The sequence below is a fragment of the Longimicrobium sp. genome (genome assembly GCF_035474595.1).
Lineage (GTDB): Bacteria > Gemmatimonadota > Gemmatimonadetes > Longimicrobiales > Longimicrobiaceae > Longimicrobium.
The window spans coordinates 26,847-47,070 of record NZ_DATIND010000028.1 but is presented as its reverse complement, the minus strand read 5'-3'; the positions used below and the strand labels follow the sequence as shown (position 1 = coordinate 47,070).

Sequence of the window (20,224 nt, the reverse complement as noted above, 5' to 3'; positions counted from 1 at the left end):
GGGCTCAGCTCGCGGGCTGGCCCTGCTCCGCCAGCTCCTTCAGCGCGGCCTTGCGCGACAGGCGCAGGCGCCCCTTCTCGTCGATGGAAAGGAGCTTCACCTGCACGGTGTCGCCCTTCTTCACCACGTCCTCGGTCTTGTCCACGCGGGCGTCCTGGATCTCGGAGATGTGCAGCAGCCCCTCGGTCCCCGGCGTGATCTCCACGAACGCGCCGAACGCGGTGGTGCTCTTCACCACCCCCTCGTAGATGCGGCCCACCTCGGGCTCCTCCACCATCCCCGCGATCATCCGCCGGGCCCGCTCGCCCCCCTCGCCGTTCACGCTGGCGATGGTGATGGTCCCGTCGTCGTCGATGTTGATGCTGGCGCCCGTGGCCTCCTGCAGCCCGCGGATCGTCTTCCCCTTGGGCCCGATCACCTCGCCGATCTTGGCGGGGTTGATCTTCATGGTGATGATGCGCGGCGCGTACTGACTGAGCTCCTTGCGCGGCTCCGGCAGCGCCTCTTCCATCAGCCCCAGGATGTGCAGCCGCGCGCGGTGCGCCTTCTCCAGCGCCTCGCGCATGATCTCCAGGGTCAGCCCCGCGATCTTGATGTCCATCTGGATCGAGGTCACGCCCTCGCGGGTGCCGGCCACCTTGAAGTCCATATCGCCCAGCGCGTCCTCGGAGCCCAGGATGTCCGTCAGGACGGCGACGCGGTCGCCCTCCTTGATCAGCCCCATGGCCACGCCCGCCACGTGCGCGCGCATCGGCACCGCGGCGTCGAACAGCGCCAGGCTGCCGGCGCACACCGAGGCCATCGACGAGCTGCCGTTGCTCTCCAGCACGTCACTCACCACGCGCAGCGTGTACGGGAACTCCTCGAACGGCGGCAGCATGGGCTCCAGCGCCCGCTCGGCCAGCGCCCCGTGCCCGATCTCGCGGCGGCTGGTGCCGCGCACCGGCCGCACCTCGCCGGTGGAGTACGGCGGGAAGTTGTAGTGCAGCATGAACGACTTGTTCTGCTGCTGCGCGAAGTCGATGGTGTCGTAGTTCTGCACGTCGTCCTGCGTGCCCAGCGTGGCCGTGCCCAGCGCCTGCGTCTGCCCGCGGGTGAAGAGCGCCGAGCCGTGCGTGCGCGGCAGGACGCCCACCTCGATGGTGATGGGGCGCACCGTGTCGGTGTCGCGCCCGTCGCTGCGCACGCCCTCGGCCAGGATCATCTCGCGCATCGCGCGCTTCTCGATGTCCTTGATCACCTCGCCGGTGTCCTTGTCGGCCGTCTCGAACTCCTCGCCCAGCTGGGCGATGACGTCGGCCTTGGCCTGCCGCACGGCGTCGTTGCGCTCCTGCTTGTCGCCGACGCGCAGCGCCTGGCGCACGCGGTCGCCGGCGATCTCCTCCACGCGGGCGCGGAACGCCGGGTCCACCTGCTTGGGCGTCCACTCCATCGGCGCCGGGATCTCGACCTGCGCCATCACGTCGCGCTGGATCTGCACCAGCTCCCTGATCCCCGCGTGGGCAACCGACAGCCCCTCGGCGATGTCGGCCTCGGAAACCTCCAGCGCGCCGCCCTCCACCATCATGATGGCGTCCTCGCTGCCGGCCACGATGATGTCGACCTCGCTGTACTCCAGCTGCTGGAAGGTGGGGTTCAGCACCCACTGCCCCTGGATGCGGCCGATGCGCACGGCCGCGATCGGGCCGGCGAAGGGGATGCGCGACAGCATCAGCGACATGCTGGCGCCGGTGATCCCCAGCACGTCGGCGTCGTTCTCCTGGTCGGCGCTGACGACGGTGACGAAGACCTGCGTCTCGTTGGCGAAGCCGTCGGGGAAGAGCGGCCGCAGCGGCCGGTCCACCAGGCGCGCCGACAGGATCTCCTTGTCCGACGGGCGCCCCTCGCGCTTGATGAAGCCGCCGGGGAACTTGCCCGCGGCGTAGGTGCGCTCGCGGTACTCGACGGTCAGGGGGAAGAAGGGGAGGTGCGTGGGGTTGTCCTGGGCGGTCGCGGCGCAAAGCACCATCGTCTCGCCGAACATCACGGTGCAGCTCCCGTCGGCCTGACGGGCCATCTTCCCCGTCTCGATGGTGAGCGGGCGACCCGCGAACTGCCGAACCAGCTTTGCCATTTCCGAATTCCGTTCTCTTTGGTTGCCGGGGGAGGGCCGCGAAGGGTGTCCGCGCTCCCCCGAGACGCGGACCCCGCGATTGTTTTTCGTCTTTGCTCCTGCCGCTTCCGCGCGCTTTTCGTGCGGGCGCGAAAACGCGCGAAGGGGCCGCACGGTCCATGCCCGTGCGGCCCCGCCGCCGTCCGTCTACATCCGTTCCCGCCGCGGCCGGGTCGTGGCGACGCGAAGGCCCGGCGCGATCCGTCGCGCCGTGGCCGAATTCGCGGCCGAACCGCTTCCCGCCCGCATCCGCTTTCCGATCAGTGGCGCAGCCCCAGGTCGGCGATGAGGGCGCGGTAGCCCTCCAGGTCGTTGCGGCGCAGGTAGTCCAGCAGGCGCCGGCGCTGGCCCACCATCTTCAGCAGGCCGCGGCGCGAGTGATGGTCCTTCTTGTGCGCGCGGAAGTGCCCGGTAAGGCCGTTGATGCGCGCGGTGAGGAGCGCCACCTGCACCTTGGCGGAGCCGCGGTCGCCCTCGTGCATCTGGTACTTCGTGATGATCTCGTTCCGGTTCTCGGCGGTCATCGCCATCGATCGGACCTCCTGAAGAGTCAGTTGCTGGTCAGGGAGTTACCGACCCGTTGAAATCTCGGGAAGAAACTTCATGCGGATCAAACAACTTGCAAGCCGTGGAAAGTAACAGCATGCGGACGATCACACAACCCGGCGAGCGGCTTCCCTGCCCCGGCCCGCCTCGCAATCCTGCGAAATCCCGCGGCTGCCACGGATCGGTTGCTCTCGTGCACAATCCCACCTAGATTGGACACGGTAAACCAGCACGATGGAGATCCATGGCCCGCATCGCACGTTCCCCCGCCCGCCGCGCCGCGGCCCGGCCGCCGGAACCGGACCTGCGGTCGATCTTCCGGCGCCGCACGGAAGCGCTGATCGAACGACTGGCCGACCAGGCGTCCGACGAGACCATCGCGGCCGCGCTCGAGGCTCCGTCCGACGTGGGCGGGCTCGCGCGCCTGCTGTCGGACATGGCCCCGCTCGGGATCGAGCTGCAGAGCGTCGACCCGCTGGCCGAGGCGATCGCGCGCGGAGCCGAGGCCAAGCAGGAGCTGCTTCGCGATGCGGGGGGAGGCTGGAGCAGCACCCGCGTGGCCGCTCACCTGAAGATGACGCGGCAGGGGGTGGACAAGCGGAGGCGGGCCGGCAAGCTGCTCGCGCTGCAGAGCGGCCACGGCGATTACCTGTACCCCGTCTGCCAGTTCACCGACGACGGGGTGATCGCCGGGATCGACCGGTTCCTGGCCGCGTGCCCGCCCAGCGGCGGGTGGACTCGGCTCGACGTGCTGCTCACTCCCGCGGAGGAGATCGGCGGGATCTCCCCGCTCGATGCATTGCGGCGCGGAGACGCGGAGGCGGCGGTTCTCGTCGCCTCCATGTTCGGCGAACAGGGCGGGCCGGCGGACGCGGACGAGTGACACCGGGCGCTCCCGCTGCCCCGTCCGACCTCCACTCCCGCCGGCTGCCGCTCAGGGCGATTCCGGAGGCAACGCCGCTATGGCGCATACACGACGACCGGCGCGACCCGATCTGGTTCGGACCCGCGCCGGGGGTGGCGCCGCGCAGCCGCTTCGACGCGCCGGCGGGCGAGTTCCGCGTCTGCTACGTCGGCCTGTCGCCCGAAGCGGGCTTCGCGGAAACGTTCCTGCGCAATCCCGGCCGCCGGATGGTGGACCGCACCCTGCTCGGTTCGCGTGCACTCACCGTCCTGAAGAATCGCCGGGCGCTTTCCGTCGTGCGCCTCTACGGCCCCGGGCTGGCACGGCCCGGCGCGACGGCCGAGGTAAGCCACGGACCTACCTACGATGTCGCCCGTGCATGGTCGCTCGCCATCTGGTCGCATCCTTCGGCCCCGGACGGCATCCTCTACAAGTCCCGGCATGACGACGACGAGCTCTGCCTCGCTCTCTTCGACCGCGCTTCGAACGCCATCTACCACGAGCGGAGCGAGCGAGTGCTCTCTGGCGTGCTGCTGCCGCGGCTGCTGTGGCGCTACCGCGTGAGCTTCGATCCGCGCAGCTGAACTAGAGCTCGTCGCCCGGGTCGGGCGGCACATGCGGCACGCGGTCTAGAATGCCGTGCAGCTTCTCCATGCTGCCACGTGCCGCACGCCGCTCGAGGTACTCCACCCCGGGCCCGGATGCCAGCCGCTCCGCGGCGGCTGCGAGGAACTGGTCGACGGAAACCCCTTCCCTGTCCGCCAGTTCCTTGATCTTTTCGTGCACCGCATCCGGCAGGTGGACGCTGACCGTACTCATGGCACCTCTCCAAGAATGCGCAGGAACTGCCCAGGCGGGATCGCGCGGACTCCGAACCGTTCGGCGCCGGCGAAGTCTCTCACGTTGTGCGTAAGGATGTACCGGCACCCACCGGCGATCGCAGCTTCCAGCACAAGCTCGTCATCTGGATCGGGCAGCTGCGGCCGCCAAACATAGTAGATCTCGTGGTGGCGCCCAACCGCGCAGAGCGAATCCAGGAAGTCGTCGATTTCCTCGTGCGAGAAGGGCACGCCTATCCACGGGCGTTTCGCGACCTCTTCGTATTCGTACACCAGCGGTACGGAGAGGTGCACGCGCATCCTCGGATCGCCGAGAAGGCGCAGCACCATGAACGAAGCCCCAGCGTCAGACCGCAAACCGGAGATGATCACGTTCGTATCGAGCACGACGTCGAGCGGAGTCATTCGCCACGCTAAAACTGAGACTGCCGCGCCGGAAGCGGTTACCAACGGTGCCTATCCGCCGTGCGCCGCCGGTCGTGCACCGGTAACTTGCGGTGGCGGCTGAGGCCCGCCATCTGGGGAATCGCCGCCTCACATCCACTCCCTTCCTTCCCCGCTACCGCCCATGCACTGGTTCGTTCTCGTCGGCGTGGTGATCGTGATCGTCGGGTTCGTGCTGCGGCTGAACCCGCTGCTGGTGGTGACGGTGGCGGGGATCGCCACCGGGCTGGCGGGGGGACTCGACCTCGTCGCCGTGGTGGAGGCGTTCGGGAAGTCGTTCATCGAGAACCGCTACGTGGCCATCGTCTGGCTGGTGCTGCCGGTGATCGGGCTGCTGGAGCGCTACGGGCTGCAGGAGCGCACCCGCGAGCTCGTCTCCCGCGTCCACGCGGCGACCACCGGGCGCGTGCTCCTCTCCTACCTGGCCGTGCGGCAGATCACGGCGGCGCTGGGGCTTACCTCGCTGGGCGGGCACGCGCAGATGGTGCGGCCGCTGATCGCGCCGATGGCCGAGGCCGCGGCGGAGACGAAGCACGGCGACCTCCCGCTCACCGTGCGCGAGCGCATCCGCGCCTACGCGGCGGCCACCGACAACGTGGGCCTCTTCTTCGGCGAGGACATCTTCATCGCCATCGGCTCCATCCTGCTGATCCGCGGGTTCCTGGAGCAGAACGGCATCACCATCGAGCCCATCCACCTGGCGCTGTGGGCCATCCCCACCGCCATCGCCGCGTTCCTGGTGCACGGCGCGCGGCTGCTCCTGCTCGACCGGCGGCTGGCCGCGCAGGTCGAGGCCGCGCGGGCGGAGGAGCGATGATCACCCTCGAGTTCATCTACGTGCTGATGGGGCTGCTGCTGGCCGGCATCACGCTGGTCTCCGCGCGCGACCGCACGAACCGCAAGCGCTGGAAGAACACGGCGTTCTGGGGGATGTACGCCGTCACCTTCCTCTTCGGCAGCTACCTTCCGCACCTGGCGAGCGGCGCGATGGTGATCGCGATGGCGGCGGTGGCGGGGTTCGGCGGTCTGGGGAAGGGCGATCCGGACACCACCACGCAGGCCGAGCGGGTGGAGAGCGCGGGGCGGCTGCGGAACCGGCTGTACATCCCCGCGCTGCTGATTCCCGGGCTGGCGCTGCTGGGCACGCTGACGCTGAAGAAGGCGACGCTGCGCGGCACGCCGCTGGTCGACCCCAAGCAGGTGACGGTGATCTCGCTCGGCATCGCCACGCTGGTGGCGCTGGCCGCCGCGGTGGCGCTGCTGCGGCCGCGCGCGGCGACGCCGGTCCGCGAGGCGCGGCGGCTGATGGACACCGTGGGCTGGGCGGCGGTGCTGCCGCAGATGCTGGCGGCGCTCGGCGCGCTCTTCGCGCTGGCCGGCGTGGGGAAGGTGGTCAGCGAGGTGACGACGCGGTGGATCCCGCTGACCACGCCGTTCGCGGCCGTGGTCGTCTACGCGCTGGGGATGGCGCTGTTCACCATGCTGATGGGGAACGCCTTCGCCGCGTTCCCGGTGATGGCGGCGGGGATCGGGCTTCCGCTCATCGTCGGGCGCTTCGGCGGCGACCCGGCGGTGGTGTCGGCGATCGGGATGCTGGCGGGGTTCTGCGGCACGCTGATGACGCCGATGGCCGCCAACTTCAACATCGTCCCCGTCGCCCTGCTGGAGCTGCCGGACGAGAAGTCGGTCATCCGCGTGCAGGTGCCGACGGCGCTCATCCTGCTTGCCGTCAACACGCTCCTCATCTACTTCCTCGCCTTCCGCCGATGATGCCGAAGCTCTCCAGCGTCCGCCCATCCACCGTAGCAGACGAAGCGCTCCGGAGCATGCCCAGCAGCCTCGCGCAGTTCGCGAGGCTTCCCGTAGTTGTTGCTGCGACTTCAGTCGCCGGTGCACGCCGGGTCCGATGAGCGGCTTCACCCTCACCCCCGAGATCGCGTCGAAGTTCGCCGGCCTCGCGCTGGCGCACGTCACGCGCGAGTACCCCAACAAGCTCGACCACGTGATGCGCGGACCCGGCGACGTGCGCGGCCCGCGCGAGCTGCATCCCGTCTTCTACGGCAGCTTCGACTGGCATTCGTGCGTGCACGGCTGCTGGCTGCTCGCGCGCCTGCTCCGCCGCTTCCCCGATCTCCCCGAGGCGCCGCGCATCGCCGCGCTGCTGGACGCGCAGCTCACGCCGGAGCTGGTCGCCGCCGAAGTGTCGTATCTCCACGAAGATCCACTGCGGAAGGGCTTCGAGCGCCCGTACGGCTGGGCGTGGCTGCTGATGCTCGCCGCCGAGCTCGCGCGCGACGCAAGCGACGCGGGGCGGCGCAGATCGGAAGCGCTCGCGCCGCTGGCGGAGGCGTTCGCGCAGCGCTTCCGCGACTTCCTGCCGAAGGCGACGTATCCCGTTCGCGTCGGCACGCACTACAACACCGCGTTCGCTGTCGCTCTGGCGCTGGAATATGGGGATGGGACGGGGGATGGGGATCTTCGGGAGATGCTTCGCGACCGCGCGGTGGCCTGGTACGGGGGAGATGAGGATTGCCAGGCGTGGGAGCCCAGCGGCGACGACTTTCTCTCCTCCGCGCTGATGGAGGCGGAGTGCATGCGCCGCATCCTGCCGCCCGGCGAGTTCGCGCCGTGGATGGACCGCTTCCTCCCCCGCATTGCCCGCGACGAGCCGGCGACGCTCTTCCGCCCCGCGACCGTGAGCGACCGCAGCGACGGCAAGATCGCCCATCTGGACGGGGTGAACCTGAGCCGCGCCTGGTGCTGGCGCTCGCTCGCGCGCACCTGGCCCGCGAGCGACCCGCGCCGCGCCCGCGCCGAAGCCGCCGCGGACGCGCACCTCGCCGCCAGCCTGCCCCACGTCGCCGGCGACTACATGGGCGAGCACTGGCTGGCCACCTTCGCGCTGCTGGCCCTGGAGGCGTGAGGAGAGTTCGAGGCGATTACACCGTGCCTCACACCGAAATCGAGATCGATCGTGCGGTCCGGCAGCGCACGTGCGACCTCGCCCATAGATCCTTCGGCCTGCAACCGCTCGTGCGGGGCGATGACGGTGTGGCCGGCCTCAGGATGACGTCTCTCTGTACGTTTGTAATGCACAGGTGATTGCCAGAGCCGGTATCATACACCCCGATGTGTTGCGGCATCCCCACAGGTGGCGACCCGCACGGCGGCGTTGTCTTCGGAATTCCGCGCATCCGCGCGCGGAACGGGCGCGTTCCCTTCTTGCATCTCCATCCCCGAACCGCGGCTCATCTCCCGTCGCCCTGACCCGCGCCATTCACGCCACGGCCGCATCCATCCACCCCCGAAAATTCCGGGAGGAACGATGAACAAGCTCATCGCCGGGCTGTTCGCTGTAGCGGCCACGGCCGTGCTTTCCGGACCCGCGCGGGCGCAGATCCCGCACGTTACGCCCTTCGCGGTCGAGGCTCGCGTCGGGGCCGCGTTTCCCACCGGCGACTTCAACGACGTGGCGAACACGGGCGTCACGCTGAACGGCAACGTCACGGCGTACGTCATCCCGACGCTGGGGATCTACGCCGGATACTACTACACGCGGTTCGGGCGGCCCGGTGCCGGCCACTACACCGAGACCGGGCCCGAGGTCGGGCTGCGCCTGGACATCCCCACGCCGGACGTTCCGCTCGATCCGTACGTGAGGGCTGGACTCGTATGGAACCGGCTGGAGCTGACCGGCGCGGGAGCGCAGGACTTCAGCGATTCCAGCCCCGGGTTCCAGATCAACGCCGGCGTGGCCCTGTCGCTGGGACGCGTCTCGCTCGCGCCCGGCTTCACCTACGTGCGCCACACGTACGACACGAACACGGACGAAGACCAGACCGCGAGCTACATCCGAGCAGACATCGGCGTCCGCATCCGTATCTGAGCCGCGGCGCGAGCCCCGCATCACGGGAACGGCGCCCGCCCCGCTTTCGCATCGGGGCGGGCGCCGTAGCTTTCGTGTCCAGCGCAGCACGCAGTCCATCTCCATCCACCCGAGACGCCCATGACCGCACCCGAGGCGTTCCGCGCCGCGCGCGGCTTCCTCCTCCGCCACCGCGAGGACTACGACACGGCGTACCGCGACTTCCGCTGGCCGGAGCTGGACCGGTTCAACTGGGCGCTGGACTGGTTCGACGCATACGCGGCGGGCAACGGCGCTACGGCGCTGTGGATCGTGGACGACGGCGGCGGCGAGGTGCGGTACACCTTCGCGGAGATGGCGGAGCGCTCCAACCGCGCTGCCAACTTCCTGCGCGATAACGGCGTCCGCCGCGGCGACCGGGTGCTGCTGATGCTGCCGAACGTGGCCCCGCTCTGGGAGGCGATGCTCGCGTGCATCAAGCTGGGCGCCGTCATCATCCCCGCCACCACGCAGCTCACGGCCGACGACCTGCGCGACCGCTTCGACCGCGGCGGCGTGCGCCACGTGATCACCGACGCCGCGGGCGCGCCCAAGTTCGGCGTGGTCGATGGGGATTACACCCGCATCGTCGCGGGCGGCGATGCGCCGGCCGGGTGGACGCGCTTCGAGGATGCGTTCGCCGCATCGCCCGAGTTCGCGCCGGATGGCGAGACGCGGGCGGACGATCCGCTGCTGCTGTACTTCACCTCGGGGACCACGTCGAAGCCCAAGCTGGTGCTGCACACGCACCAGAGCTACCCGGCCGGCCACCTCTCCACGATGTACTGGATCGGCATCCGCGAGGGCGACGTCCACCTCAACATCAGCTCGCCGGGATGGGCCAAGCACGCGTGGAGCAACGTCTTCGCGCCGTGGAACGCGGGCGCCACGATCTTCGTCTACAACTACGCGCGCTTCGACGCGCCGCGGATGCTGGACACCGTCGCGCGCCACGGCGTGACCACCCTCTGCGCCCCGCCGACGGTGTGGCGGATGCTGATCGGCGAGGAGCTGGCGCGCTGGAAGACGGGGCTGCGCGAGGTGGTCAGCGCGGGCGAGCCGCTGAACCCGGAGGTGATCGAACGCGTGCGGCAGGCGTGGGGCCTCACCATCCGCGACGGCTACGGACAGACGGAGACGACCGCGCAGATCGGCAATCCGCCCGGACAGCCGCTGAAGGCCGGGTCGATGGGACGCCCGCTCCCCGGCTACCGGGTGGCGCTGCTGGACGTGGACGGGAACGAGGCGGAGGAGGGGGAGATCGCGCTGCGGCTCGATCCGCCGCCGCTGGCGCTGATGGCCGGCTACCTGAACGACCCCGCGCGCTCGGCCGAGGCCATGCGCGAGGGCTTCTACCGCACGGGAGATGTCGCGCAGCGTGACGCGGACGGCTACATCACCTACGTGGGCCGCGCGGACGACGTGTTCAAGTGCAGCGACTACCGCATCAGCCCGTTCGAGCTGGAGAGCGTGCTGATCGAGCACCCGCTGGTGGCCGAGGCCGCGGTGGTGCCCAGCCCGGACCCGGTGCGCCTGGCCGTCCCCAAGGCCTTCGTCGTCCTCCGCGGCGACGCGCAGCCCTCGCGCGAGCTGGCGCTGGAGATCCTGCGCTTCTGCCGCGAGCGCCTGGCTCCGTACAAGCGCATCCGCCGCCTGGAGTTTGCCCCGCTCCCCAAAACCATCAGCGGCAAGATCCGCCGCGTAGAGCTCCGCGGCGCGGAGACGGCGCGGCAGGGTGAGGCGCGGGGTGAGAGGGAGTGGTGGTACGAGGACTTCGCGGAGTTGCGGTCCGTGTCGGAGCCGCCAGGTGCGTAGCGCTTCGGGAGAGATGGCCCGCGGCTGCCGTGACACACATTATCCGAGCTTTTCGGCAGCTGCAGAAAGCTGCTCGACGGAGAAGCCAGAAAGCCTGCCCCGGATGAGTTCTTGAACCGCAGGCAGCGTCGTGCCGAGAATCTTCTCGACCTCAGCCTCGCTCAGCCGTCGCTCTCGGATCGTGCGAGCGATCACAATCGATAGGAAAGACTTCGCGTAGAGTTCCTCGGCATCGGGAAAACCGAGATCCGCGAAGATGTTTCCGCTGCTTGGGGTGAGATCGATCTGCGTCATGATGCTCCCATCCCCAAAATCTGCCTCCCCCGTCGTGCGTCTTCCTTCATCGCCGCAATCAGCGCGTCTACGCTGGTGAAGGGGAGGATGTCGCGGAGGCGCTGGACGAACTCCACGCGCACGCGGCGGCCGTACAGGTCGCCGCTCCAGTCCATCAGCCACAGCTCCACCGTGGGCGCGAACCCGGCGAAGGTCGGGCGCGGGCCCAGGTGCAGCAGCCCGGGGAGCCGCTGGCCGTCCACCCAGCCGTACACGGCGTAGATGCCTTCCTTCGGCACCATCTTCTCGGGGTCGCCCACCTCGATGTTGGCGGTCGGGAAGCCCAGCTCGCGCCCCTTCCGCTCGCCCTGCACCACGATCCCCTCGACGGAATAGCAGCGCCCCAGCAGCGGCACGGCGCCGGAAACGTCGCCCTCGGCCAGCAGGTGCCGGACGCGGCTGGACGAGACGTTGGCGCCGCCGACCTCGAACGCGTCGACCACGTCCACGCCGAAGCCCAGCTCGCGCCCGATGGCCCGCAGCGTCTGCACCGAGCCCTCGCGGTCGCGCCCGAAGCCGTGGTCGTAGCCGATCACCAGCTCGTCCATGTGCATGCGGCCCAGCAGGATCTCCTCCACGAAGCGCCGCGCCGGGTACCGCTGCAGCGTGCGGGTGAAGGGGAGGAAGACCACGTACTCCAGGCCGCTCTCCGCCAGGATCTCGCGCTTCTCCCCCGGCGTGGTCAGCAGCGGCGGCGCCACGTCGGGCCGCACGATACGGAGCGGATGGGGATGGAAGGTGACCAGGATGCTGCGCCCGCCGGTGCGGTCCGCGCGGCGCCGGATCTCCTGCAGCACCTCCCAGTGCCCGCGGTGCACGCCGTCGAAGGTGCCCACGGTGACGATGGCCGGGCGCCCGTCGTACGGCAGCGCGGGCGGGAGCGCGGGGTCGATGGCGTACGGCGCGGGCCAGAGGTAGCGCGGGGGCTGCATCAAGCGGTGGGGATGAAGACCTTGCGGGGGCGCACGACGTCGCCGTGGCGCTCGCCCACCGCCAGCAGCTCGCCGCCCTCGGAGGCCAGCGCGACCGCGGCGCCGGACGGCGTTTCGGGAGATGCGGGGACGGCGCGGCCGTGGCGCAGCAGCGCGAGCCCGGCCTCGTCCACCACGACGCGCGGCATCTGCGCGACCGCCTCCAGCGGCGCCAGCATCGCCGCGGCCACGCGCTCCGCGTCCCCCAGCTCCGACAGCGGCACGGCGCCGTCGACCGAGTGCGGGCCCACGGCCGTGCGGCGGAGCGTGCGCAGGTGCCCGCCCACCCCCAGCGCGTCGCCCACGTCGCGCGCGATGGCGCGGATGTACGTTCCCGCGCCGCACTCCACCTCGAACTCCACGTCGGGAAGGTCGAACGACGTCAGCCGGATCGTGTAGATCGTCACCGCCGACGGCGTGCGCTCGACCTCCTCGCCGCGCCGCGCCGCGGCGTACATCCGCTCGCCGGCCACCTTCTTGGCGGAGTAGAGCGGCGGAAGCTGCTGGATCGTCCCCACCTGCGTCGCGAGCGCCGCCTCCACCTGCTCGCGGGAGATGGAGCGCCAGTCATCCGACGACGCGATCATATCCCCCGTCAGGTCGTCCGTATCCGTCGCCACGCCCAGGCGCATCGTCGCCAGATACGTCTTCGGCATCCCCGTGAGATACTCCGCCAGGCGCGTCGCCGGGCCCACGCAGACGAGGAGGAGGCCGGACGCGAACGGGTCCAGCGTGCCCGTGTGCCCCACCTGGCGCGTCCGGAGCGCGCGCCGCACCGCCGCGACCGCGTCGTGCGAGGTGGGGCCCGCCGGCTTGTCCACCGGCAGCACCCCGCCGGCCACCGGATCGCCGCTGCTGGTTCGCGCCACGGATCAGGGCGCGGGCTGCGGAGCGGGCGCCGCGGCGGGCGCGCCGCGCCAGAGCGACATCGTGGCGGTCACGTAGCTCACTCCTCCCTGGTTGGCGCGCAGCCAGCGCACGTAGCGCGGCACGGTGTCGGAGAGCGCGGCGGCGGCGCCCGCGTACGGCGACTCGGCCGCGAACACCAGCCGCGGCTCCAGGTCGCCCTCGTCGGTGGTGCGCCAGCGGATCTCCTTCACCTCGTGGACGTCCTTGGCGATAAGGTACTGCACCTGGAGCTGCGCGGCATCGTAGCGGTCGGCGGGGATGTACAGGATCTGCTCCACGCGCTGCTCCTGCTGCGGCTCGAACCAGTACTCCACCTCGCTGTTCACCTTCCCCAGCCCGATCACCTCCACCGCGGTGAACTGCGAGAAGCGCGTGGTGGCGTACGGCAGCTGCGCGTTCTCGCGGTTCTGGCGCAGGTAGGTGCTGTCGTCGGTGGCCACCGGCTCCAGCTTCAGCCCGCGCACCGCGTACCAGATGGCCGGCGCGTAGACCTTGGTGTCGCTGCGGTTCACGATCTGGAAGGTGGCGCGCGCCAGCACCGTGTCGCCGCGCCGCCCGATCGCCTCCAGCGTGGGCGTCACCACCAGCGCCGCCGGCCGCCGCGCAGGGATCACGATCTCGCGGTAGATGAAGGTGTACGCGCCCCACATGGCCGCCACGATCAGCGCGAACGCCTGCACGATGTCGCGCACCACCCGCGCGCTGGACCGGCGCGGCGGCGCGGCGGATGGCGACACCACGATGCGCTGCGGCGGCCTGTCCGCGTACGGCTGCTGCGGAAACGACGGGGGATCGGCGGGAGAGGGCGGCGTCTGCATTGGCGGGAGGGGTCGCGGGGGGGGATGGAGATCGCCCGGCGCGAAAGAGTCGCGCCGGGCGGGAGGGATGGTTCAGTTTTCCGCGCGCGGCGAGTCGGCGGCGCCGGCCCCGGAGGTCTCGTCGTCACCGGACGGCGAATCGGCCGCATCCGCGCCGGCGGTCTCGCCGTCATCCTCGTCGTCCACCGGCGCCGGGACCTCGCGCGGAAGCGCCTCGTGCAGCAGGCGCTCGATGCGCTGGGCCTCCTCGAGCACGCGGTCGATCTCGAAGTGCAGCTCGGGAACGCGGCGGATGTGGATGCGCTTTCCCAGCTCGCGGCGGAGGAAGGGGGCTGCGCTGCGCAGGCCGGCCAGCACCTCCTGGCGCTCGTCCTCCTCGCCCAGCGTGGTGAAGTAGACCTTTGCGTGGTCCAGCTCCGGGCTGGTCTGCACCGCGGTGATCGTGGCCAGCCCCACCCGCGGGTCGCGCACCTCGTCGCGCACCAGCAGGGTGATCTCCTGCCGGAGCTGCTCGTTCAGCCGGTCGGTCCGTCGGTACTGCGGCATCTTCAAACCCCAGGGGACAGGGTACAGGGGACTGGGTACAGGGCGGCAACCAGGCTGCACACGCTGTTCCCGTCATCCCCATCGATCGAAAAAAGAAAGGGGGACAGGGAGATGGGGATCCGGAGTCAGCCACGCCACCAGCAGTTGCAGGCTGTCCCCTGTCCCCTGTTCCCTGTCCCCTCGTTCCGTTCAGTAGAATGTCGTGTACGAGTCGAGGATCCGCGCGCGGCCCTCTTCCTCCACCAGCCGGTCTGCCGACTGGAGCACCGACTGCGCGTGCTTGCGGTCGTTGCTCACCACGCAGACCGCGATCTCCGCGCGGCCGTGCGCGTCCTGGTGCGCCGTCTCGGCCGCGGACACGTTGAAGCGCGCGTGCAGCCGGTCCTTGAGCCCCTTCACCACCTGGCGCTTGTCCTTCAGCGACTCGCACCCGGGAAGCATCAGCTCCCAAACCGCAACGCCAACGACCATGGAAGAGTGCTGAGTGCCGAGTGCTGAGTGCGAAGGTCTGCGTGCCGGGTGCCGAGTGCTGTTGCTCCTTGCACTCAGCACTCGGCACTCAGCACTTCCCTACCGCCCTTCCCGCTCCGCGTCGGCGGCGGCCCCGGCCAGCGTCCGCGCCACTTCCTCCACGCGATAGCACTCCAGCACGTCGCCCACCTTCACGTCGTTGAAGTTGCGGATGTTCAGGCCGCACTCGAAGCCCTCGCGGACCTCGCGCGCGTCGTCCTTGAAGCGCTTCAGGCTCTCCAGCTCGCCCTCGTACACCTGCACCGCGTCGCGGATGACGCGGATGCGGCCGCGGCGGTCCAGCACGCCGCTGGTGACCATGCAGCCGGCCACCGTGCCCACGCGCGGCACCTTGAAGAGCTGGCGGACCTGCGCCGTGCCCAGCAGCACCTCGCGCTGCTCGGGCGCCAGCAGCCCCTCCATGGCGCTCTTCACCTCTTCCACCGCCTCGTAGATGATGTTGTACAGGCGGATGTCCACGTCCTCGCGCTCGGCCACCGCCCGCGCCTCGCCCGTGGGGCGCACGTGGAAGCCGACCACGATGGCGTTGGAGGTCGACGCCAGCAGCACGTCGCTCTCGTTGATGGCGCCCACGCCGCGGTGGATCACCTGCACGCGCACCTCGTTGGTCGACAGCTGCTCCAGCGAGTCCGAAAGCGCCTGCACCGAGCCGTCCACGTCGCCCTTGATCACCAGGTTCAGCGTGGCGTTGTCGCCGCGGGCCAGCAGCTTGCCGATGTCGGTCAGCTTCACGCCGCCGCTGCGCAGCCGCATCCGCTTCTCGCGGTCCAGCCGCTGGCGCGTCTGCGCCACGTCGGTCGCGCGCTCGGCGTCCATCACCAGCATCTGGTCGCCCGCCCCGGGCACGCCCGAGAGCCCCAGGATCTGCACGGGGATGGCCGGGCCCGCCGCCTTCACCGGGCGCCCGCGCTCGTCGAGCATGGCGCGCACGCGGCCGTGCTGCAGCCCCACCACCACGTGGTCGCCCACGTGCAGCGTGCCGTTGGTCACCAGCACCGTGGCCACGGGGCCCTTCCCCACGTCCAGCTGCGCCTCGATCACCGTGCCCACCGCCTCGCGGGCCGGGTTGGCGCGCAGCCCGCGGAACTCGGCCTGCAGCAGCACCTTCTCCAGCAGGTCGTCGATCCCGTCGCCCTTCTTGGCCGACACCTCGGCGCTCTGCACGTCGCCGCCGAAGTCCTCGAGCACCACCCCGTGCTGCAGCAGGTCCTGCTTCACCCGCATGGGGTTGGCGTCGGGCAGATCCACCTTGTTGACCGCAACGACGAGCGGCACGCCCGCGTTCCGGGCGTGGCTGATGGCCTCCACCGTCTGCGGCATCACCGAGTCGTCGGCGGCCACGACGAGGATGACCACGTCGGTCACCTCGGCGCCGCGCGCACGCATGGCGGTGAAGGCCGCGTGGCCGGGGGTGTCGAGGAAGGAGATCGCCCGCCCGTCGGGCAGCGCCACGTGGTACGCGCCGATGTGCTGGGTGATGCCGCCCGCCTCGCCCGCGATGACGTTGGTCTTGCGGATGTAGTCCAGCAGCGAGGTCTTGCCGTGGTCCACGTGGCCCATCACCGTGACCACCGGCGGGCGCGGGCGCAGGTCCTCCTCGGCGTCGGGCTCGAGCTCCTCCTCGGTCTCGCCGCCGTACTCCTCCTCGCGGACCGCCTTGAAGCCGAACTCGTCCAGCAGCAGCTCGATCTGGTCGAAGTCCAGCCGCTGGTTGATGGTGACCATCAGCCCCAGGTTCTTGAACGCGGAGCCGATGATCTGCGTGGCCGGCACGTCGATGAGCTCGGCCAGCTCGGCCACGGTCAGGAACTCGTTCACGCGGACGGTGCTGGCCTCCTCGGCGCGGCGCGCCCGCTCGGCCTGCGCCCGCTCCTCGCGGATGGCGCCCATGTCGCGCTGGGGCCCGCGGCGCTTCTTGCGCCCGCCGGACTCCATCGCCGCCATGGTCTTGCGGAAGGTCTGGTCCACCGCCTCCTGGTCGACCCACCCCTTCCCCTTCTTTCCCTTCTTCTTGTCCTTGCGCCCGGCGCCGCCCGCACTGGCGCCGGCACCGGCCGCGGGACGCTGCCCGCCGCCCTGGCCCTGGCCACCGGCGGGGCGGGGCGCGCCGCCCTGCCCGCCCGCGGCCGGGAAGCCGGCGCGCGCCGGCGCCGGCGGCCCGAAGGAGCGCGCCGGGAAGCCATCGGCCCGCGCGGGGCGCGGCGGCTCGCCGGTGCGTGCGGGGCGCGGGGGCTCGCCGCCGCCGCTGCCTTCGCGGCGCGGCTCGCCGGGCGCGCCGGGGCGCGCGGGGCGCACCGACGGCGGCGGCGTGGGGCCGCGGTCGCGCGGGGGCGCGCCGGGCGTGGCCGACGCGGCCGGGCGGAAATCCTCGCCGCGGCGCTCGGGGCGCTTGAACTCGGGGCGCAGCTGCCGCCCGCCGTCGGGGCGCGCAGAGATGGGACCCGCACGCGGCGGCTCGGGGCGCGCGGGCTCCGGACGGGCCGGCTCGGGATGCGCCTCGGCCACCGGCGCGGGGGCCTCGGGCTCGGCGGCCACCGGCTCGGGGGCGGCCGCGGGCTCCGGCGCCGCTTCCTCGGCGGCGGGGGCTGCGGGCGCGGCCTCGGCCACCGGCTCCAGGTCGGCCGGGGGCTCGGAGGTGTCGACGATCACGGTGCCGCCGGTGGGCTCGTGCCCGCCGGTGGTCACCAGCTCGGCGCCGCGCTCGGCCGCGGCCCCGGCGGCCTCGGCCTCCAGCGCCTCGGCCGCGTCGGCGGTGGGCGACGCAGTGCTGTCGCCCTCGGCGCCCGCCTCGGCCTTGCGGCGGCGGCGGCGCGGGGCGCTGGCCACCTCGCCGATCGCCGCTTCCACCGCCTCGCCCACGTCGCGGTGGCCCAGGCGGATCTCGCGCTCGATCCGGGTACGCACGCGCGCCGCATGCTCGTCGGTGATCTCCGACATGTGGCTGCGTACGGGAATGTCCATCTCCCGCAGGAGGTGCACCAAGGCCTCAGCCGGAACGCTCAGCTCCTTGGCGACTTCGAATACACGCATCAGTGAAGCTTTCCTCCGTGACTCGTCAAACCGGATCCCGCGGGTTGTCCAGCGCGGCGGCGAGCTCCAGGGCCCGCCGCGCGAAATTCCTGTCCGTGAAGCCCAGCGCCGAGATGGCGCCCAGCCCCGCCGCCGCGCCGATCTGGGCGCGGGTCAGGCAGGCGGCGTACGGAACGCCGCGCGCCTGGAGAAGCGGGACCAGCTTCTTGCTCTGGGTGGGAGATGTGTCCGTGGCGAGGAGGACGCCCGCGACCTCGCCGTCGCGGACCCCGTGCCGGGTGGCGTCGGTGCCGTGCACGAACGCCCGCGCGCGGGCCGCCAGACCCAGCAGGTCCAGCAGCGCGCGCTCCGGCGTGGGGGCTCCGGCGGGCTCCATGCGGCGAATCAGTCCGGGTACGCCAAGTTCTAGGCCGCGCCGCCGGGTGTCAACCCCTCCGCGCCCGCATCTCCCTCTTCCACACCGCCTTCCACCGCCTCGCCGCCACCCTCGGGTACGGGCTGCGGCTCCGCCTCTTCCTCTTCCACCGTCATCTCCTCGATCAGCTGGGCGATGCGCTCCGCCTCGGCCTGGCCGATCGCCGGGATGCGCATCAGGTCCTCGCGCTCCAGGTCGATGATGTCGTAGAAGGTGTTGTAGCCTGCCGCCTGCAGCGCCGCCAGCGTGGCCGGGGGCAGGTCCAGCTCGCTCACGGGGAAGTCGGCCGACTCCTCGGCGTCGCCGCTGCCGCCGAACAGCGCGCGTTCGGCGCCGTGCTCCAGCCACTCGCGCGAGCCGTACAGGTCCAGCTGCCAGCCGATGAGCTGGCTGGCCAGGCGCACGTTCTGCCCGTTGCGGCCGATGGCCAGCGACAGCTGGTCCTCGTCCACGATGGCCGTCATGGTGCGCGCGTCGTAGTCGCTGATCACCTTGGCCACCTTGGCCGGGGCCAGCGCGCGCTTGGCGAACACCTCGGGGTCCGGGTGCCAGGGCACGATGTCGATGCGCTCGCCGCCCAGCTCCTGCACCACCGCGCGGACGCGCGAGCCCTTGAGGCCCACGCAGGCGCCCACGGGGTCGATCGACTCGTCGCGGCTGCTGACCGCCAGCTTGGTCCGACCGCCCACCTCGCGGGAAACGGCGCGGATGTCCACGATCCCCTGCTGGATCTCGGGAACCTCGAGCTTGAAGAGCGCGGCCACGAAGAGCGGGTCGGCGCGCGAAAGGATGAGGCGCGGGCCCTTGGGCGTCTCCTCCACCTTCTTCAGCACGGCGCGGATGGTCTCGCCCTGGCGGAAGCGCTCGCGCGGGTTCTGCTCCTTCCACGGCACGATGGCGTCGGCCTCGCGGGCGCGGTTGAGGAGGACGACCAGCTTGCCCCGCTCCACCTGCTGCACCTCGCCCGACAGGAGCTCGCCCACGCGGTGCTCGTACTCGTCGCGGATCTTCTGGCGCTCGCCCTCGCGCACGCGCTGCAAAATGCGCTGCTTGGCGGCCATCACCGCGTTGCGCCCGAACTGCGCGAACTCGACCGGCACCTCCATGATGTCGCCGACCTCGAAGTCCGGGTCGTCCCAGCGCGCCTCTTCCAGCGAGATCTGCCGCGACGGGTCCTCGACCTCGGCCACCACCTCGCGCAGCACGGTGATGTTGATGCCGCCGGTGGCCTCGTCGATCTCGATCTCGGCTTCCACGTTGGGGCCGTAGCGCTTGGCCAGCGCGGCCAGGATGCCGTCCTTGATCAGATCGTGCAGCTCGTCGCGGGAGATGGCCTTGTTGGCGGTCATCTCGCGGAACGCCGCCAGGATCTGCGTCGCGTTGTTCATGGCCTCAATCGGGTTTTGATGATCCGCGCGATTGCTCCTGCTTCGCGCCCCACCGGAACACCAGGTTGGCCTTCTCGACCTCGGCCAGCGGGAACTCCACCTCCTCGCCGCCGGCCAGCCTGAGGCCCACCGTTTCCTCGCCTTCGCCGCCCTTCACCCCCAGCAGCTCGCCGTCCAGGCGCCGCGCCTTGCCCGCCAGCGTGCCCCTGCCGCGCACCGACACCGGCTGGCCGGCGAAGCGGGCCCAGTCGCGCGGGCGCACCAGCGGGCGCTCCACGCCGGGCGAGCTGACCTCCAGCACGTAGCGGTCGGACAGGTCCTCGCGGGCGTCGAGCATGGGCTCCAGCGCCCGCGACACGCCGGTGCAGTCGTCCAACGTCACCGAGGGCTGCCCGGGAACCGAGTCGGGCCGGTCGATGTAGACGCGGAGGATGGGCCGGGCGCGGTGCCCCGCCACCTCCAGCTCCACCAGCTCGAAGCCCAGCTCGTCCACCCTGCGCTCGATGTCGGCGGCCAGGCCGCCGTTCAGTGGCTCCGCCATCCGCGCGCGCCGCGAGGTCCGGGGTGAATACGGCAACAAAAAAAGCGGGGGCAACCGCTCCCCACTTCAGAACGACGGTCCGCCCAGGGCGCCCGTCAACCTCCGAACGAAGCCCAAATATAGGCGGATGCACGCGCG

General features: G+C 71.0%; 21 protein-coding genes. 7 read left to right on the top strand and 14 right to left on the bottom strand.

What is annotated here, in order from left to right:
• Positions 1–4: 4 nt before the first annotated feature.
• Positions 5–2,113 carry a polyribonucleotide nucleotidyltransferase gene (locus tag VLK66_RS05125; protein WP_325308303.1) on the bottom strand — a complete coding sequence of 703 codons (2,109 nt, stop codon included), beginning with the start codon at positions 2,111–2,113 and terminating at the stop codon, positions 5–7.
• 299 nt (positions 2,114–2,412) lie between these two features.
• Positions 2,413–2,682, bottom strand: coding sequence for a 30S ribosomal protein S15 (gene rpsO / locus VLK66_RS05120; protein ID WP_325308302.1), 270 nt, complete (start codon positions 2,680–2,682; stop codon positions 2,413–2,415).
• 260 nt (positions 2,683–2,942) lie between these two features.
• Between rpsO and VLK66_RS05115 the strand changes: the two genes are divergently transcribed.
• Positions 2,943–3,581, top strand: a complete 639-nt coding sequence (locus VLK66_RS05115) for a hypothetical protein (protein WP_325308301.1) — start codon at positions 2,943–2,945, stop codon at positions 3,579–3,581.
• A gap of 134 nt (positions 3,582–3,715) precedes the next feature.
• The gene (locus tag VLK66_RS05110) at positions 3,716–4,186 is read left to right on the top strand and encodes an RES family NAD+ phosphorylase (RefSeq protein ID WP_325308300.1); all 471 of its coding nucleotides are present in this window, start codon (positions 3,716–3,718) and stop codon (positions 4,184–4,186) included.
• Between the two features lies 1 nt (position 4,187).
• Here VLK66_RS05110 and VLK66_RS05105 read toward each other — a convergent pair whose 3' ends face one another.
• Both VLK66_RS05105 and VLK66_RS05100 read right to left on the bottom strand, forming a co-directional pair.
• Positions 4,188–4,421 (bottom strand): ribbon-helix-helix protein, CopG family, encoded by a 234-nt coding sequence (locus VLK66_RS05105; protein ID WP_325308299.1) that lies wholly within the window; start codon positions 4,419–4,421, stop codon positions 4,188–4,190.
• The gene (locus VLK66_RS05100) at positions 4,418–4,846 is read right to left on the bottom strand and encodes a putative toxin-antitoxin system toxin component, PIN family (RefSeq protein ID WP_325308298.1); all 429 of its coding nucleotides are present in this window, start codon (positions 4,844–4,846) and stop codon (positions 4,418–4,420) included. The genes VLK66_RS05105 and VLK66_RS05100 overlap by 4 nt, the downstream gene beginning before the upstream one ends.
• A gap of 163 nt (positions 4,847–5,009) precedes the next feature.
• On the opposite strand from VLK66_RS05100, the gene VLK66_RS05095 reads away from it, so the two are divergent.
• The 5 genes from VLK66_RS05095 to VLK66_RS05075 all read left to right on the top strand — a co-directional run bounded on the left by VLK66_RS05095 (position 5,010) and on the right by VLK66_RS05075 (position 10,604).
• Positions 5,010–5,702 carry a DUF969 domain-containing protein gene (locus VLK66_RS05095; RefSeq protein WP_325308297.1) on the top strand — a complete coding sequence of 231 codons (693 nt, stop codon included), beginning with the start codon at positions 5,010–5,012 and terminating at the stop codon, positions 5,700–5,702.
• On the top strand, positions 5,699–6,655 hold the full coding sequence (locus VLK66_RS05090) for a DUF979 domain-containing protein (RefSeq protein WP_325308296.1): 957 nt from the start codon (positions 5,699–5,701) through the stop codon (positions 6,653–6,655). The genes VLK66_RS05095 and VLK66_RS05090 overlap by 4 nt, the downstream gene beginning before the upstream one ends.
• 136 nt (positions 6,656–6,791) lie before the next feature.
• Entirely contained in the window at positions 6,792–7,808 is a 1,017-nt protein-coding gene (locus VLK66_RS05085) for a DUF2891 domain-containing protein (protein ID WP_325308295.1), read from the top strand.
• A 402-nt stretch (positions 7,809–8,210) separates the two neighbouring features.
• A complete protein-coding gene (locus VLK66_RS05080; RefSeq protein ID WP_325308294.1) occupies positions 8,211–8,771 on the top strand; it encodes an outer membrane beta-barrel protein in 561 nt (186 codons plus the stop codon).
• 120 nt (positions 8,772–8,891) lie between these two features.
• Entirely contained in the window at positions 8,892–10,604 is a 1,713-nt protein-coding gene (locus VLK66_RS05075) for an AMP-binding protein (RefSeq protein WP_325308293.1), read from the top strand.
• A 39-nt stretch (positions 10,605–10,643) separates the two neighbouring features.
• Here VLK66_RS05075 and VLK66_RS05070 read toward each other — a convergent pair whose 3' ends face one another.
• The 10 genes from VLK66_RS05070 to rimP form a co-directional block, all read right to left on the bottom strand.
• Positions 10,644–10,898 (bottom strand): helix-turn-helix transcriptional regulator, encoded by a 255-nt coding sequence (locus VLK66_RS05070; protein WP_325308292.1) that lies wholly within the window; start codon positions 10,896–10,898, stop codon positions 10,644–10,646.
• Complete coding sequence (locus VLK66_RS05065; RefSeq protein WP_325308291.1) at positions 10,895–11,869, bottom strand: bifunctional riboflavin kinase/FAD synthetase; 975 nt, start codon at positions 11,867–11,869, stop codon at positions 10,895–10,897. The genes VLK66_RS05070 and VLK66_RS05065 overlap by 4 nt, the downstream gene beginning before the upstream one ends.
• The gene (gene truB / locus VLK66_RS05060; protein ID WP_325308290.1) at positions 11,869–12,777 is read right to left on the bottom strand and encodes a tRNA pseudouridine(55) synthase TruB; all 909 of its coding nucleotides are present in this window, start codon (positions 12,775–12,777) and stop codon (positions 11,869–11,871) included. The genes VLK66_RS05065 and truB overlap by 1 nt, the downstream gene beginning before the upstream one ends.
• 3 nt (positions 12,778–12,780) lie before the next feature.
• Positions 12,781–13,635 carry a hypothetical protein gene (locus tag VLK66_RS05055; RefSeq protein ID WP_325308289.1) on the bottom strand — a complete coding sequence of 285 codons (855 nt, stop codon included), beginning with the start codon at positions 13,633–13,635 and terminating at the stop codon, positions 12,781–12,783.
• A gap of 72 nt (positions 13,636–13,707) precedes the next feature.
• Positions 13,708–14,181, bottom strand: a complete 474-nt coding sequence (gene rbfA, locus VLK66_RS05050; protein WP_325308288.1) for a 30S ribosome-binding factor RbfA — start codon at positions 14,179–14,181, stop codon at positions 13,708–13,710.
• A 189-nt stretch (positions 14,182–14,370) separates the two neighbouring features.
• Entirely contained in the window at positions 14,371–14,652 is a 282-nt protein-coding gene (locus VLK66_RS05045; protein WP_325308287.1) for a DUF503 domain-containing protein, read from the bottom strand.
• 99 nt (positions 14,653–14,751) lie between these two features.
• Complete coding sequence (infB, locus tag VLK66_RS05040; RefSeq protein WP_325308286.1) at positions 14,752–17,742, bottom strand: translation initiation factor IF-2; 2,991 nt, start codon at positions 17,740–17,742, stop codon at positions 14,752–14,754.
• Positions 17,743–17,767: 25 nt separating this feature from the next.
• Positions 17,768–18,118, bottom strand: a complete 351-nt coding sequence (locus tag VLK66_RS05035; RefSeq protein WP_325308285.1) for a L7Ae/L30e/S12e/Gadd45 family ribosomal protein — start codon at positions 18,116–18,118, stop codon at positions 17,768–17,770.
• A 29-nt stretch (positions 18,119–18,147) separates the two neighbouring features.
• A complete protein-coding gene (gene nusA, locus VLK66_RS05030; protein WP_325308284.1) occupies positions 18,148–19,545 on the bottom strand; it encodes a transcription termination factor NusA in 1,398 nt (465 codons plus the stop codon).
• Between the two features lie 4 nt (positions 19,546–19,549).
• A complete protein-coding gene (gene rimP / locus VLK66_RS05025) occupies positions 19,550–20,086 on the bottom strand; it encodes a ribosome maturation factor RimP (RefSeq protein WP_325308283.1) in 537 nt (178 codons plus the stop codon).
• Positions 20,087–20,224 lie beyond the last annotated feature (138 nt).